Origin of the sequence: Pseudonocardia zijingensis, assembly GCF_042657305.1 — a bacterium.
In the GTDB taxonomy this organism is placed as follows: domain Bacteria; phylum Actinomycetota; class Actinomycetes; order Mycobacteriales; family Pseudonocardiaceae; genus Pseudonocardia; species Pseudonocardia zijingensis.
The window spans coordinates 628,064-640,706 of record NZ_JBHSKO010000001.1 but is presented as its reverse complement, the minus strand read 5'-3'; the positions used below and the strand labels follow the sequence as shown (position 1 = coordinate 640,706).

General features: G+C 73.0%; 16 protein-coding genes. 10 read left to right on the top strand and 6 right to left on the bottom strand.

Annotation, left to right across the window (positions count from 1 at the left end; all coding sequences use genetic code 11):
- Window positions 1–3: 3 nt before the first annotated feature.
- Together ACFPL3_RS03415 and ACFPL3_RS03410 are read right to left on the bottom strand one after the other, a co-directional pair.
- Window positions 4–255: a hypothetical protein gene (locus ACFPL3_RS03415; protein ID WP_343943565.1), complete on the bottom strand. Its 252-nt coding sequence runs from the start codon at window positions 253–255 to the stop codon at window positions 4–6.
- Window positions 252–512 (bottom strand): hypothetical protein, encoded by a 261-nt coding sequence (locus ACFPL3_RS03410; protein WP_343943564.1) that lies wholly within the window; start codon window positions 510–512, stop codon window positions 252–254. Before ACFPL3_RS03410 ends, ACFPL3_RS03415 begins: the two co-directional genes overlap by 4 nt.
- A gap of 125 nt (window positions 513–637) precedes the next feature.
- Here ACFPL3_RS03410 and ACFPL3_RS03405 point away from each other — a divergent pair, with 125 nt between their 5' ends.
- From ACFPL3_RS03405 to ACFPL3_RS03375, 7 genes are all read left to right on the top strand, one after another.
- Entirely contained in the window at window positions 638–1,906 is a 1,269-nt protein-coding gene (locus ACFPL3_RS03405) for an MFS transporter (RefSeq protein WP_343943563.1), read from the top strand.
- A 93-nt stretch (window positions 1,907–1,999) separates the two neighbouring features.
- Window positions 2,000–2,851, top strand: coding sequence for a nitrilase-related carbon-nitrogen hydrolase (locus ACFPL3_RS03400; RefSeq protein WP_343943562.1), 852 nt, complete (start codon window positions 2,000–2,002; stop codon window positions 2,849–2,851).
- Window positions 2,848–4,134, top strand: a complete 1,287-nt coding sequence (locus tag ACFPL3_RS03395) for an aspartate aminotransferase family protein (protein WP_343943561.1) — start codon at window positions 2,848–2,850, stop codon at window positions 4,132–4,134. Before ACFPL3_RS03400 ends, ACFPL3_RS03395 begins: the two co-directional genes overlap by 4 nt.
- The gene (hydA, locus tag ACFPL3_RS03390) at window positions 4,131–5,525 is read left to right on the top strand and encodes a dihydropyrimidinase (protein WP_343943560.1); all 1,395 of its coding nucleotides are present in this window, start codon (window positions 4,131–4,133) and stop codon (window positions 5,523–5,525) included. Before ACFPL3_RS03395 ends, hydA begins: the two co-directional genes overlap by 4 nt.
- Window positions 5,526–5,530: 5 nt before the next feature.
- On the top strand, window positions 5,531–6,532 hold the full coding sequence (locus ACFPL3_RS03385; protein ID WP_343943600.1) for a TIGR03842 family LLM class F420-dependent oxidoreductase: 1,002 nt from the start codon (window positions 5,531–5,533) through the stop codon (window positions 6,530–6,532).
- Between the two features lie 15 nt (window positions 6,533–6,547).
- On the top strand, window positions 6,548–6,841 hold the full coding sequence (locus tag ACFPL3_RS03380; RefSeq protein WP_343943559.1) for a DUF1330 domain-containing protein: 294 nt from the start codon (window positions 6,548–6,550) through the stop codon (window positions 6,839–6,841).
- A gap of 54 nt (window positions 6,842–6,895) precedes the next feature.
- Window positions 6,896–7,771: an NAD-dependent epimerase/dehydratase family protein gene (locus tag ACFPL3_RS03375; protein ID WP_343943558.1), complete on the top strand. Its 876-nt coding sequence runs from the start codon at window positions 6,896–6,898 to the stop codon at window positions 7,769–7,771.
- A gap of 258 nt (window positions 7,772–8,029) precedes the next feature.
- Here ACFPL3_RS03375 and ACFPL3_RS03370 read toward each other — a convergent pair whose 3' ends face one another.
- A complete protein-coding gene (locus ACFPL3_RS03370) occupies window positions 8,030–8,431 on the bottom strand; it encodes a MerR family transcriptional regulator (protein ID WP_343943557.1) in 402 nt (133 codons plus the stop codon).
- Between the two features lie 27 nt (window positions 8,432–8,458).
- On the opposite strand from ACFPL3_RS03370, the gene ACFPL3_RS03365 reads away from it, so the two are divergent.
- Window positions 8,459–9,205, top strand: a complete 747-nt coding sequence (locus ACFPL3_RS03365) for a methyltransferase domain-containing protein (protein ID WP_343943556.1) — start codon at window positions 8,459–8,461, stop codon at window positions 9,203–9,205.
- On the opposite strand, the gene ACFPL3_RS03360 is transcribed toward ACFPL3_RS03365, so the two are convergent.
- Entirely contained in the window at window positions 9,192–10,748 is a 1,557-nt protein-coding gene (locus tag ACFPL3_RS03360; RefSeq protein WP_343943555.1) for a multicopper oxidase family protein, read from the bottom strand. The genes ACFPL3_RS03365 and ACFPL3_RS03360 overlap by 14 nt on opposite strands.
- The gene (locus tag ACFPL3_RS03355; protein WP_343943554.1) at window positions 10,745–11,173 is read right to left on the bottom strand and encodes a hypothetical protein; all 429 of its coding nucleotides are present in this window, start codon (window positions 11,171–11,173) and stop codon (window positions 10,745–10,747) included. The genes ACFPL3_RS03360 and ACFPL3_RS03355 overlap by 4 nt, the downstream gene beginning before the upstream one ends.
- 99 nt (window positions 11,174–11,272) lie before the next feature.
- Between ACFPL3_RS03355 and ACFPL3_RS03350 the strand changes: the two genes are divergently transcribed.
- Together ACFPL3_RS03350 and ACFPL3_RS03345 are read left to right on the top strand one after the other, a co-directional pair.
- Complete coding sequence (locus ACFPL3_RS03350) at window positions 11,273–11,605, top strand: PadR family transcriptional regulator (protein ID WP_343943553.1); 333 nt, start codon at window positions 11,273–11,275, stop codon at window positions 11,603–11,605.
- Window positions 11,602–12,300 carry a permease prefix domain 1-containing protein gene (locus ACFPL3_RS03345; RefSeq protein WP_343943552.1) on the top strand — a complete coding sequence of 233 codons (699 nt, stop codon included), beginning with the start codon at window positions 11,602–11,604 and terminating at the stop codon, window positions 12,298–12,300. The genes ACFPL3_RS03350 and ACFPL3_RS03345 overlap by 4 nt, the downstream gene beginning before the upstream one ends.
- 56 nt (window positions 12,301–12,356) lie before the next feature.
- Here the strand turns inward: ACFPL3_RS03345 and ACFPL3_RS03340 are convergent, their stop codons facing one another.
- Entirely contained in the window at window positions 12,357–12,584 is a 228-nt protein-coding gene (locus ACFPL3_RS03340; RefSeq protein ID WP_343943551.1) for a type II toxin-antitoxin system VapB family antitoxin, read from the bottom strand.
- Window positions 12,585–12,643 lie beyond the last annotated feature (59 nt).

The following is a 12,643-nucleotide window of genomic DNA, read 5'->3' as shown; positions in this document are numbered from 1 at the left end:
CGGCTACAACCGCGCGTCGATGTCGGCCACGGCGGTGGCGCCGAACGTGATCAGGCCCAGGCCCCGCTCCAGCTCCTCGGCCGCCTGCAGAAGCTCCGGGGGCACCAGCGGCTCGGAGTGGACCTCGCCGAGGCCGTCGAGCACGGCGACGGCGTCGGCGATCCGGGCACGTGCGATCCCCGCGTGCTGGTAGGCGCTGCCGAGCTGGTCGGCCACCCCCGCCAGCACGGCGCGGACCTCCCCCAGGTCTGTCACAGCCGGTTGGCGACGCCCTCGGACGCCTGGATCGCGGCCTGCACCTGGTTCTGCACCTCACCGATGCTGCCGACGGCCTGGGCGAGCAGCCCGTTCGCCTCGGAGACGTCGGCCTGGTTGCTGCCCTCCGTCACGCGCTGCAACGCACCCTGCGCCTGTTCCAGGGAGGAGTGCGCCTGTTGCAGCGCTCCGAGGCTCTCCGAGGCCTTGTCGTTGGCCAGCGCGATGCCGGCCCGGACCTCTTCGATGCTCGCCATCTTCCGTAACTCCCCGTCGATCCCGACCCAGTCGTACGGTGCGAATCTAGCCGCGATACGGCTACCCGACGCATGCGGCTCGCTACTCGCTTCCGGGATTTTTCGTGCCCGCCTACGCTCGCCGCGTGACGCGCGGTGGGCCGAACGGAGCACGCACGCGCGGCAGCCGCGGCGGACCGGTCCTCATCGGGGCGCTCGCCGTCGATTCCCTCGGCAACGGCCTGTTCCTCCCGCTCTCGCTGATCTACTTCGTCGAGCTGACCGACGTGCCGTTGGCGCTGGTCGGGGTGCTGCTCACGATCGCCAACGCGGTGACGCTGCCGATCCCGGTGTGGGCGGGCACGCTCGCCGACCGGTTCGGCGCGCTGCCGCTCGTGGTGGGCGCCCAGCTGCTGCAGGCGGCCGGGTTCCTGGCCTACGCCGGGGTGAGCGGCCCGGTGGGGATCCTGGTGTCGTCCGCACTCGTCGCGATCGGGGTGCGGTTCTTCTGGTCGGCGGTGTTCACCGCGATCGCCGACCTCGTCGACGGCACTGCCACCCTGCTGTCGCGCGACACCTGGTACGCGCTGGCCAACGGTGCCCGCACCGCCGGGCTCGCGGTGGGCGGGCTCGTCACCGGGCTCGTCGTCGCCGACGGCCGCGATGCCACCTACCGGGCCGTGGCGTACGCGGCCGCCGCGTGCTTCACGGCCGCGGCCGTGCTCATCACGGCGTTCGTCCGCACCGGGCCCCGCCGCGCGCACGAGCCGCTCGAACGCTCCGGTTACGCCACGCTGCTGCGCGACCGCCCGTTCCTGTCCCTCATCGGGCTCAACTCGGTGTACGCGCTCTCCAGCATGATGCTCGGCGTCGCGCTCCCCACCGTGGTGCTCACCGGGATCGGGGGACCGGCCTGGCTCACGTCCGTGCTGCTCGCGGGCAACGCGGTGCTGATCGCCGTGCTGTCCGCCCCGGTCGTCGCGCGCCTGGGCGGCCTGCGCCGCACGCGCTGCCTCGTCGTCGCGGCCGCGCTGTGGGCGGCGTGGTGCGCCTCGCTCGCGGTGCTCGGGCCGGGACAGCCGGAGTGGGTGCTGCCGGTGCTCGTCGCCGGCACGCTGCAGTTCACCGCGGCCGAGCTGGTGCACGCCCCGGTGTCGATGGGGCTGGCCGCCGCGATCGCCCCGCCCGCGGCTCGCGGCCGCTACCTCGCGACGTTCCAGTACTCGTTCACGATCTCCTCGATCGTCGCGCCGGCGTTCTTCGCCACGCTGTTCGAGCTGGCGATCGCGGCACCGTGGATCGCGCTCGGCGCCCTCGAGCTCGCGAGCATCGCCGGGGTGCTGGCGCTGGAGCGCAGGCTCCCGGCAGACGCGCTGCGGCCGGTCGAAGATGTCCGGCGCGACACGACTGCGTGACGGGCTGCGCACCGTGCCGGATTGGGTCTTGCGACGGGACGCCGTGACGTTCGAAGGTGTCCCCTTTCGGGGAGGACGTCGGAGGTGGGGGCGATGGCGGAAGAGTCCCGGGTGGTGCGCGCAGCGCTGGTGCAGGCGAAGTGGACGGGCGACACCGCTTCGATGATCGAAGTGCACGAGTCGTACGCGCGGGCCGCAGCCGAGCAGGGCGCGCAGATCATGGGGTTCCAGGAGGTCTTCAACTCGCCGTACTTCTGCCAGGTGCAGGAGGCGGAGCACTACCGCTGGGCCGAGCCGGTGCCGGACGGGCCCACGGTGCAGCGCATGCAGGCGCTGGCCAGGGAGACCGGCATGGTGCTCGTCGTGCCGGTGTTCGAGATCGAGAGCGCGGGCAACTACTACAACACCGCCGCCGTGATCGACGCCGACGGCACCGTGCTCGGCAAGTACCGCAAGCACCACATCCCGCAGGTCAAGGGCTTCTGGGAGAAGTACTACTTCCGCCCCGGCAACCTGGGCTGGCCGGTGTTCGACACCGCGGTCGGCAAGGTCGGCGTCTACATCTGCTACGACCGGCACTTCCCGGAGGGGTGGCGCGCGCTGGGCCTTGCGGGGGCGCAGATCGTCTACAACCCGAGCGCCACCAGCCGCGGGCTCTCGGCGTACCTGTGGAAGCTGGAGCAGCCGGCCGCGGCCGTCGCCAACGAGTACTTCATCGCCGCGATCAACCGTGTGGGCGTGGAGGAGTACGGCGACAACGACTTCTACGGCACCAGTTACTTCGTCGACCCGCGCGGCCAGTTCGTCGGCGAGCCCGCGTCCGACCGGGACGAGGAGCTCGTGGTGCGCGACCTGGACCTCGGCATGATCGACGAGGTGCGCCGGCAGTGGGCGTTCTACCGCGACCGGCGACCCGACGCCTACGGCCCGCTGGTGGAAGCATGAGCGACGACCTGCTGGCGCGCACCCGCGCCGTGCTCCCCTCCTGGCTGGCGATCTACTACCAGGAGCCGATCGAGATCGAGCGGGGCGAGGGGCGCTACGTCTGGGACGCCGAGGGCAACCGCTACCTGGACTTCTTCGGCGGTATCCTCACCACGATGACCGCGCACGCCCTGCCCGAGGTCACCAAGGCCGTGGCCGACCAGGCCGGGCGGATCATCCACAGCTCCACGCTCTACCTGAACCGCCCGATGGTGGAGCTGGCCGAGCAGATCGCGTCGGTGTCGGAGATCCCGGACGCCAAGGTCTTCCTGACCACCAGCGGCACGGAGGCCAACGACACCGCGCTGCTGCTGGCCAGCTCGCTGCGGCGGTCGAACCAGATCCTGGCGCTGCGCAACAGCTACCACGGGCGCTCGTTCTCCACGGTGGCCGTCACCGGCAACCGCACCTGGTCGCCCACCTCGCTGTCGCCGTTCCAGGTCTACTACGTGCACGGCGGGCAGCGGTACCGCTCGCCGTTCGCGCACCTGTCCGACGGCGAGTTCACCGCCGCGTGCGTGGCCGACCTGAAGGAGGTGCTCGACCAGGCCGGCGGCGACGTCGCCGCGCTGATCGCCGAGCCGATCCAGGGCGTCGGCGGATTCACCTCCGGGCCGGACGGGCTGCTGGGCGCGTTCGCCGAGGTGCTGCGCGAGCGCGGGATCCTCTGGATCTCCGACGAGGTGCAGACCGGGTGGGGCCGCACCGGCGAGCACTTCTGGGGCTGGCAGTCCCATGGCGCGACCCCGGACATCGTCACGTTCGCCAAGGGCATCGGCAACGGGCTGTCGATGGGCGGGGTGATCGCGCGGCCCGAGATCATGGACTGCCTCACCGCCAACTCGATCTCCACGTTCGGCGGCTCGCCGCTCACGTCCGCCGGGGCGCTGGCCAACCTGCGCTACGTGCTCGACCACGACCTGCAGGCCAACGCCGCCCGCCACGGCCCCACGCTGATCGAGGGCCTGCGGGCGCTGGGATCGCCGATCGTCGGCGACGTCCGCGGCAAGGGCCTGATGATCGGCGTCGAGCTGGTGCGGCCCGGCACGGGCACACCGGGCGAGCCCGCGCCGGACCTCGCGAACGCCGTGCTCGAGGGGTGCAAGCGGCGTGGGCTGCTCGTCGGCAAGGGCGGGCTGCACGGCAACGCGCTGCGCCTCGCCCCGCTGCTCACCCTCACCGCCGACGAGGCGGCGGAAGGACTCGCCATCCTGACGGCCGCGATCGAGGAGGCCACGCCGTGACCCGCACGCTCATCCGCAACGGCCTGGTGATCACCGCGTCCGACGAGCTCACCGCCGACGTCCTGATCGAGGACGAGAAGGTGGTGGCCCTCGCCGACGCCGCCGTGGCCGAGTCCTGGACCGCCGACACCGTCATCGACGCCACCGGGATGTACGTCGTGCCCGGCGGCGTCGACGCGCACACCCACATGCAGATGCCGTTCGGCGGCACCACCGCCGCCGACACGTTCGAGACCGGCACCCGCGCCGCGGCGTGGGGCGGCACCACGACGATCATCGACTTCGCGATCCAGTCGGTGGGGGGCTCGCTGCGCGAGGGGCTCGACGCCTGGCACGCCAAGGCCGCCGGCAACTGCGCGATCGACTACGCGTTCCACATGATCCTCGCCGACGTCAACGAGAGCTCCCTGAAGGAGATGGAGGCGCTCGTCGGCGAGGGCGTCACCAGCTTCAAGCTGTTCATGGCCTACCCCGGCGTCTTCTACTCCGACGACGGCAAGATCCTGCGCGCACTGCAGAAGGGCGCCGAGACCGGCGGCCTGATCATGATGCACGCCGAGAACGGCATCGCGATCGACGTCCTGGTGGAGCAGGCGCTCGCGAAGGGCCACACCGACCCGCGCTACCACGGCGAGGTGCGCCACGCGCTGCTCGAGGCCGAGGCCACGCACCGGGCGATCAAGCTCGCGCAGGTGGCCGGCGCGCCGATCTACATCGTGCACCTGTCGGCCACGCAGGCCCTCGCGCAGGTCGCCGCGGCCCGCGACGAGGGCTACAACGCGTTCGCCGAGACGTGCCCGCAGTACCTGTTCCTCTCCACCGACGACCTGGCCCGCCCCGGGTTCGAGGGGGCCAAGTACGTCTGCTCCACGCCGCTGCGCCCCGCCGAGCACCAGGCCGCGCTGTGGCGAGGGCTGCGCACCGACGACCTGTCGGTCGTGTCCACCGACCACTGCCCGTTCTGCTTCAAGGGGCAGAAGGACATGGGCATCGGCGACTTCTCCAAGATCCCCAACGGGCTGCCCGGCGTCGAGACGCGGATGGACCTGCTGCACCAGGGCGTGGTCGACGGGCACATCTCGCGGCGGCGCTGGATCGAGATCGCCAGCGCCACCCCGGCGAAGATGTTCGGCCTCTACCCGCGCAAGGGCACGATCGCGCCCGGGGCCGACGCCGACATCGTGGTCTACGACCCCACCGCCACCCAGGTGCACTCCGCGCAGACGCACCACATGGCCGTCGACTACTCCTGCTACGAGGGGCGCGAGACCACCGGCAAGGTGCGCACCGTGCTCTCCCGCGGCCGGGTGATCGTCGACGCTGGCGAGTACCGCGGCTCGGCGGGCGACGGCCGCTTCCTCACCCGCGACACCTGTCAGTACCTGCGATGACCGCCATCCACGTCGGCCTGGTGCTGCAAACAGATCCGCCCGCGCGCGACGTCGTCGACCACTTCGTGCGGGCCGAGGAGCTCGGGTTCAGCCACGCCTGGACGTTCGACTCGCACGTGCTCTGGCAGGAGCCCTACGTCCTCTACCCGCAGATCCTGGAGCGGACGCAGCGGATGATCGTCGGGCCGATGGTGACCAACCCGGCCACCCGCGACTGGACGGTCATCGCCTCCATGCACGCCACGCTGAACGAGCAGTTCGGCAACCGCACGGTCTGCGGCATCGGTCGCGGCGACTCCGCGGTGCGTGTGCAGGGCCGCCCGCCCACCACGCTCGCGCGGCTGGAGGAGTCGATCCACGTGATCCGCGAACTCGCGGAAGGCCGCCCCGTGGAGCTGCACGGCACCACGGTGCGGCTCCCGTGGGTGGCCGAGGGCACGCGGCTGCCGGTCTGGATGGCCGGGTACGGGCCGAAGGCGCTCGACCTCGTCGGCCGGGTGGCCGACGGCTTCATCCTGCAGCTCGCCGACCCCTACCTCGTGGAGTGGACGGTCAAGACCGTGCGCGCCTCCGCCGAGGTGGCCGGCCGCGACCCGGCGGCGCTCACCATCTGCGTGGCCGCTCCCGCGTACGTCGGGGACGACCTGGCGCACGCCCGCGACCAGTGCCGGTGGTTCGGCGGGATGGTCGGCAACCACGTCGCCGACCTCGTCACCCGCTACGGCGAGACGTCCGCGGCGGTGCCCGCCGCACTCACCGGCTACATCAGGGGCCGCGAGGGGTACGACTACAGCCACCACGGCCGCGCCGACAACCGCTCCACCGACTTCGTGCCCGACGAGGTCGTCGAGCGGTTCTGCCTGCTCGGCCCGCCGACCGCGCAGCTGGAGCGCCTCGCCGAGCTGAAGGAACTGGGAGTCGACCAGTTCGCGATCTACGCCATGCACGACGCCAAGGAGTCGACGATCGAGGCGTACGGCGCGTCGGTGATCCCGGCCCTGCCCTGACACCTGGAGGTCCCATTGCCCGGCTACCTCATCCTGCACGGCGAGGTGACCGATCCCGACGGCTACGAGGAGTACAAGGCGAAGGCGCAGGGCGTGATCGCCGCGCACGGCGGCCGCTACCTCCACCGCGGTGGCGCGTCCACGCGGCTGGAGGGCGAGTGGCTGCCGCGCTTCGTGGTGGTGGAGTTCCCCAGCTACGAGGCCGCGCTGGCCTTCTACCACTCGCCCGAGTACCAGGAGGTGGCGGAGATCCGGAAGCGGTGCAGCACCTCGGCTGTGGCGATCGTGGAGGGCCTGCCCGCGCCCTGACCCCCGGCCGATACGCCGTTGACGCCGGCGCGAGCGGTCCACAGACTCCACCCCATGAGCGCGTTGCGGATCTTGCTCGCCGGTTCCACGGGTGTCGTCGGCAGCAGGCTCGTACCGCTGCTGGTCGCAGCCGGCCACCACGTCACCGCGCTCACCCGCAGGCCGGAGCGGGTGGCCGCGCTGCGCGCCGCCGGCGCGCACCCCGCCGTCGTCGACGTGCGGGACGCGGGCGCGCTCGCGGCGACGGTCCGCGCCGCCGCGCCCGACGTGGTGCTCCACCAGCTCACCGACCTCGCGGCGGCGGACCTCTCCGCCAACTCGGAGCTGCGCGTCACCGGCACCCGCCACCTCGTCGACGCGGCGCTCGCCGCCGGAGCCCGGCGGATCGTCGCGCAGAGCATCGCGTGGGCCTACGCGGGCGGTGCCGAGCCGGCGGACGAGGGCACGCCGCTGGACCTCGATGCCCCGGAGCCGCGGGCCGGGACCATACGCGGGATCGCGGCGCTCGAGGCGGCGGTGAGCGAGGCGCCGGAGTGGGTGGTGCTGCGCTACGGCATGTTCTACGGCCCGGACACCTGGTTCGCCCCCGACGGGCTGCGGGCCGACGACGCCCGCGCGGGCCGATTGGTGGCCGACGGGGACGTCACGAGCTTCCTGCACGTCGACGACGCGGCCGCGGCAGCGGTGGCGGCGCTCGGCTGGCCGTCCGGCGCGGTCAACGTCTGCGACGACGAACCGGCACCCGCCCGGGACTGGGTGCCGGCATTCTGCGCCGCCGTGGGAGCACCACCGCCGGCCCCGGCATCCGGCGCACCCCGCCGGCCGTGGGCCCGGGGCGAGAGCAACCGCCTCGCCCGCGAGCAGCTCGGCTGGATCCCGGCGCATCCATCGTGGCGGACCGGCTTCTCCCTCGCGGCAGCAAGGTGGTGAGCGTTCCGACACCGGAGATCAGCAGCACCTGAAGGTCGTGCCACCCACGCCGGTGTACTGCTCGGCCGCCACCGCTGCTGCGCACACGTCGTCGGCGCCGAGGCCCATGATCCGCCCGAGCCGCACTCCACGGTCGCGACGAGCGCCCTCGCGTGCGACTCACGCTGATCACCGGGAGATCACCAGCACCTGGGGTCGTAGTGACGACGCTGGAGTACTTCTCGGCGGGCACCGTTGCTGCGCCCGCCATCCGGGTCCTCAGGACGGCGGGATCCGGGCCTCGAGCCCGGCGAGGAACTTCGGGCACTCCACGAAGTCGGGCGCCGGGCAGCGCAGCCCGTGTCCGATCAGCTCCCGCGCCGCGGTGGCCGCCTCGATGCGCCGCTCGAGTTCCGCGTCGTGCTGCGCGAGCACCTGCTTGCGGGCAGCGGGGTCGGTGGTGGTGAGCATTGCGCGGATCTGTTCCAGGCCGAAGCCGAGCTCCTTGAACTGCTGGATGAAGACCACCCGCGCCAGGGCGTCGCGGCCGTACCGGCGCCGCCCGTTCACCCGGCGCGCCGGGGTGAGGAGCCCGACCGCCTCCCAGTGCCGCAGGACGTGCGTGGCGAGCCCGAACCGCTCGGCGAGCTCGCCGATGGCCATCTCGTCCCTTGACTTCACGTCAACATGAAAAGGCAGTCTCGGAGCATGGACAAGGCCTTCCTCGAGACCCTGCTCGCGTTCGACCGCCGCCCCGACTCCGCGCGGCTGCGGATGCGGACCTACGAGCTGCTGAAGGTCGAGCCGGGCCGCCGGGTGCTGGACGTCGGGTCGGGCAGCGGCACCGCCGTGGCCGAGCTCGCCGACGCGGGAGCGGACGCCGTCGGCGTCGACACGGCCGAGGAGGCGGTCGCGTTCGCGCGCGAGCACCACCCGGGCTGCCGGTTCGAGGTGGCGGACGCGCTGCGGCTGCCGTTCCCCGACGGGAGCGTCGACGGCTACCGGGCCGAGAAGCTCTACCACGCACTCCCCGACCCCGACGCGGCCTGCGCCGAGGCGCGCCGCGTGCTCGCACCGGGTGGGCGGATCGTCCTCGTCGGGCAGGACTGGGACTTCCTGGCGATCGAGTCCGACGACCCGCACCTCACCGCGACGATCGTGAGCGCCTCGGCCGACGACATGGCGCACGGCCGGGTGGCCCGCCGCTACCGCAACCTGCTGCTGGACACCGGCTTCACCGATGTCCTCTGCGAGGTGCACACGGCGGTGCTCACCGACCGGGAGCTGGCGGTCTTCACCGTCACCCGCCTTGCCGCGGGCGCGGTGCGGGCGGGCGCGGTGAGCGACGCGCAGGCCGGCGCGTGGCTCGACGAGCAGCGCGCGCGGGCCGAACGGGACCGGATCCTCGTCGCGTTCCCGCAGTTCGTGGCCGCCGGCACGGTCAGAGCGTCCTGATCGTCGCCATCATCGCCATGTCCTCGTGTTCGAGGTTGTGGCAGTGGACGAGGAAGCGGCCCGCGTGGTCGGTGAACCGCACGGCCACGTCGACGACCTCGGCCGGGCGCACGTCCACCGTGTCCTTCCAGCCCGCGTCGAAGTCGCCCGGCCCGCCGGTGCCGCGCCGCAGCACCTGGAACGGGTCCAGGTGGACGTGCACGGGGTGGTGGACGTCGGTGACGAAGCGCCACACCTCGGTCTCGCCGAGCCGGATGTCCGCGAGCGACGTGTCCGGGTCGAACGAGGTGCCGTTGATCGTCCAGCCGCGGTGGTCGCCGACGTCGCCGCGGTTGAACCGGAACGTGCGGTGCGGCTCCCCGGCCGGCGGCACGAGGGGCTCGACCTCGGCGAGCCGCGCGGGCACCCGGCTGTCGTCGGGGGCCGGGCGCACCACCCGGAACCGCATCACGCGGCCTGCGGAGCCCGGGTCCAGGGCGTTGACCATCGTGACCTCGGTGCCCACCGGGAGCACCGAGAAATCCACCAGCACGTCGAACCGCTCCCCCGGCGCGATGTCGATCACCTGGTGCTCCAGCGGGGCGGCGAGCAGCCCGGCGTCCGACCCGATCTGCACCCACGGCAGGTCGGGCCCGCCGGGCACGGTGAGCACGAGCCGGTAGCGGCGGGCGTTGGAGGAGTTGAGCAGCCGCAGCCGGTAGCGCGCGGCGTCGACCTCGTGCACCGGCCACGGCGCTCCGTTGACGAGCACGACGTCGCCCAGCACGCCCTCCATCCAGTCGTCCTCCACGCCCGGGAGCGACCGCATGCCCTGGTCGAGGCCGGGGTAGGCGAACGAGCCGTCGGCGGCGAAGGCGCGGTCGCAGATCATCAGCGGCAGCTCGCGCTCGCCGCGCGGTAGCGGCAGCGCGTCCTCGACCTCGTCGCGGACGATGTGGAACCCGGCGAGGCCCCGGTACACGGCCGGGCCGGTGAAGTCCATGCGGTGGTCGTGGTACCAGAGGGTGGCCGCGCGCTGGTCGTTCGGGTAGCGGTGCTCGCGCTCCCCCACCACGACGTCGCCGAGCATGCCGTGGTGCGCGGCGCGGTCGGCGGTACGGCCCACCGGCAGCACGAGGTCCAGCGGCCACCCGTCGTGCTCGGCGGGCGTGTGCCCGCCGTGCAGGTGCACGACCGTCGGCACCGGCAGCTCGTTGCGGTGGCGCACCACCAGCGGCTGCCCGCGCCGGGTGTCGAACGTCGGCCCGGGGAAGATCCCGTCGTAGCCCAGGACCGGGGTACGCATCCCGGGCAGGATCTCCGCCTCCGCCACCCGTTGCGTCACGCGGTAGACCTGCGCGCCGGTCCCGTCCACCCCCACCGGACGGGCCACCGGGGGCACCGGCAGCGGCACCCGGAACCGCTCCGGCAACGGGACGGCGCTGGTGAGCACCTCGCCGGTGGAGCCCGCGGTCGCTCCCGGCCCGCACGCGGGCAGCGCGGCGAGCGCCGCCGCCCCGCCGAGCATGCCGAGGAACCCACGCCGCGACAGCCGCGCGGTCATCGCGCACCGCCCCGCGGCCGCGCGGCGGACGGCGTCCAGACCCAGGCGGCGAGCAGCACGGCCGTCACCACGATCGCCACCCCGAGCGGGACGTGCAGCTCCAGCTGTCGCGAGTGCCCCGCCCCGATCTGGAACCCCTCGGCGAGGAACACCAGCACGGTGACCGGCAGCAGCCAGAGCCGGCCGCGCCCGACGAGGACGTACGCGATCGCGCCCGCAACGAGGGCCATCGCCACCAGCGCGAGCAGCGACCCGACCAGGCCGTGCACCTCCATTGCGTCGACGTCGCCGGTGAGGTAGCGACCGGCGAGCACCGGCTGGGCGAGCACGGCGAGCAGGTGCCCGGTGAGCAGGAATCGCAGGGCCCAGAGGGAGACCCGGGGTCTCCTCGTCGGCCGGGCCGTCGTCGGCTGCAGAACGTCCACGGTCACGACGCTATGAGTAGACAACCTACCTATAGATCCGGGATGTCCCTGATCCCGCACCGGATATGCCGGCCGCTCGGATAAGTAGGATCCCTGTACATGAAGCCCGACGCCGTTCGCGGTCACCTCGACGGGCTGATCCTCGCGGTGCTCGAGGACGGTCCGCGCCACGGCTACGCGATCATCGAGGCCCTCCAGGCGCGCAGCGGGGGCAGGCTCGACCTGCCCACCGGCACCGTCTACCCCGCGCTGCGCCGCCTCGAGCGGGCCGCGCTGGTGTCGGGCACGTGGAGCACGGTGGGCGGGCGCGAGCGCCGCACGTACACCCTCACCCGGGCCGGCCGCCACGCCCTCGCCGGCCAGCGCGCCGACTGGACCGAGTTCAGCGCGGTGGTCGACGCCGTCCTGCGCCCCGCGGCAGGCCCCGCATGACCGCCGCACCCGACCTCGTCGCCGCCCACGTCGCGGAACTCGACCGCGCGCTGCGCGGGCCCGCGGCCGCGAAGCGGAGCATGCTCACCGAGGTGCGCCACGGCCTCGCCGACGCCGTCGCCGACCACCGGGAGCGCGGGCTCGACGAACGGCGCGCCGCCGCCGCGGCCGTCCACGACTTCGGCCCCGTGCACGCGGTGGCCCCGCTGATGCAGGAAGAGCTCACCGCCCGCCAGGGCCGGCGCACGGCGCTCCTGCTCGCCGTGGTCTTCCCCGCCGAACTCCTCGCGTGGGACGTGCTGTGGTGGACGGGCCACGGGTGGTCGCAGCCGCCCACGACCCAGGTCATGGCACTGGCGCGCGCGGTGGACGCCCTCAGCGTGCTGGTGGCCGCCACCGCGCTCGTGCTGCTGCTGGCCACGTTCCGGCGCGCGCCGCTGCCCGGCCGGGTCACCGGTGCCACGGGACTCCTCGCCGTCCTCGGCGTCGCCGGCTGCGGCGGCTTGTCCGTTGTGATGAACCTGCTGTCGAGCCACCCGGCCGGCCCGGCGGGCCCGGTCCCGCCGGCCGTCGGCGTCGTCGGCGCGGCCACGCTGGTGGTCGTCGTGCTGGTCACGCGGTCCGCCGTCCGGGCGCTGCGCTCCGCCCGCGCGGCGAGGGGGTCAGACCAGGGAGCGCACCCGAAGGTCGGGTAGGGCCGCGGCGAGCACGTCGAAGGCGCGAAGGTACTCGATCCACGCCGACGAGTCGATCAGTTCCACTCGCGGTCCTCGATCTCCTGAACGCGGGACTCGCGCATCTCGTCGAGATCGCCGTCCCAGCCGATCCCATGCATGCTCTCGAAGAACTCCGGCGTCAGCCGCGGCCCGACCAGCCGGCGCAGAGCCAGGTCGACGGCCTCCTCCTTGGTCTTCAGGCCGTACGTGCGCATCGCCTCGGCGACGAGCGCGTCGTCGATGTCGATGTTGGTGCGGCTCATGGGCACAGGATGCACCTCGGATACACCGACAGCAGGCGTCAAGGTAACCGGCGACGATC

Bases quoted from the DNA above. Each gene is read 5' to 3' on its own strand.
- ACFPL3_RS03410 (WP_343943564.1), bottom strand. From the start codon at position 512: ATGGCGAGCATCGAAGAGGTCCGGGCCGGCATCGCGCTGGCCAACGAC.
- ACFPL3_RS03375 (WP_343943558.1), top strand. From the start codon at position 6,896: ATGAGCGCGTTGCGGATCTTGCTCGCCGGTTCCACGGGTGTCGTCGGC.
- ACFPL3_RS03345 (WP_343943552.1), top strand. From the start codon at position 11,602: ATGACCGCCGCACCCGACCTCGTCGCCGCCCACGTCGCGGAACTCGAC.
- ACFPL3_RS03365 (WP_343943556.1), top strand. From the start codon at position 8,459: ATGGACAAGGCCTTCCTCGAGACCCTGCTCGCGTTCGACCGCCGCCCC.
- ACFPL3_RS03360 (WP_343943555.1), bottom strand. From the start codon at position 10,748: ATGACCGCGCGGCTGTCGCGGCGTGGGTTCCTCGGCATGCTCGGCGGG.
- ACFPL3_RS03400 (WP_343943562.1), top strand. From the start codon at position 2,000: ATGGCGGAAGAGTCCCGGGTGGTGCGCGCAGCGCTGGTGCAGGCGAAG.
- ACFPL3_RS03340 (WP_343943551.1), bottom strand. From the start codon at position 12,584: ATGAGCCGCACCAACATCGACATCGACGACGCGCTCGTCGCCGAGGCG.
- ACFPL3_RS03350 (WP_343943553.1), top strand. From the start codon at position 11,273: ATGAAGCCCGACGCCGTTCGCGGTCACCTCGACGGGCTGATCCTCGCG.
- ACFPL3_RS03395 (WP_343943561.1), top strand. From the start codon at position 2,848: ATGAGCGACGACCTGCTGGCGCGCACCCGCGCCGTGCTCCCCTCCTGG.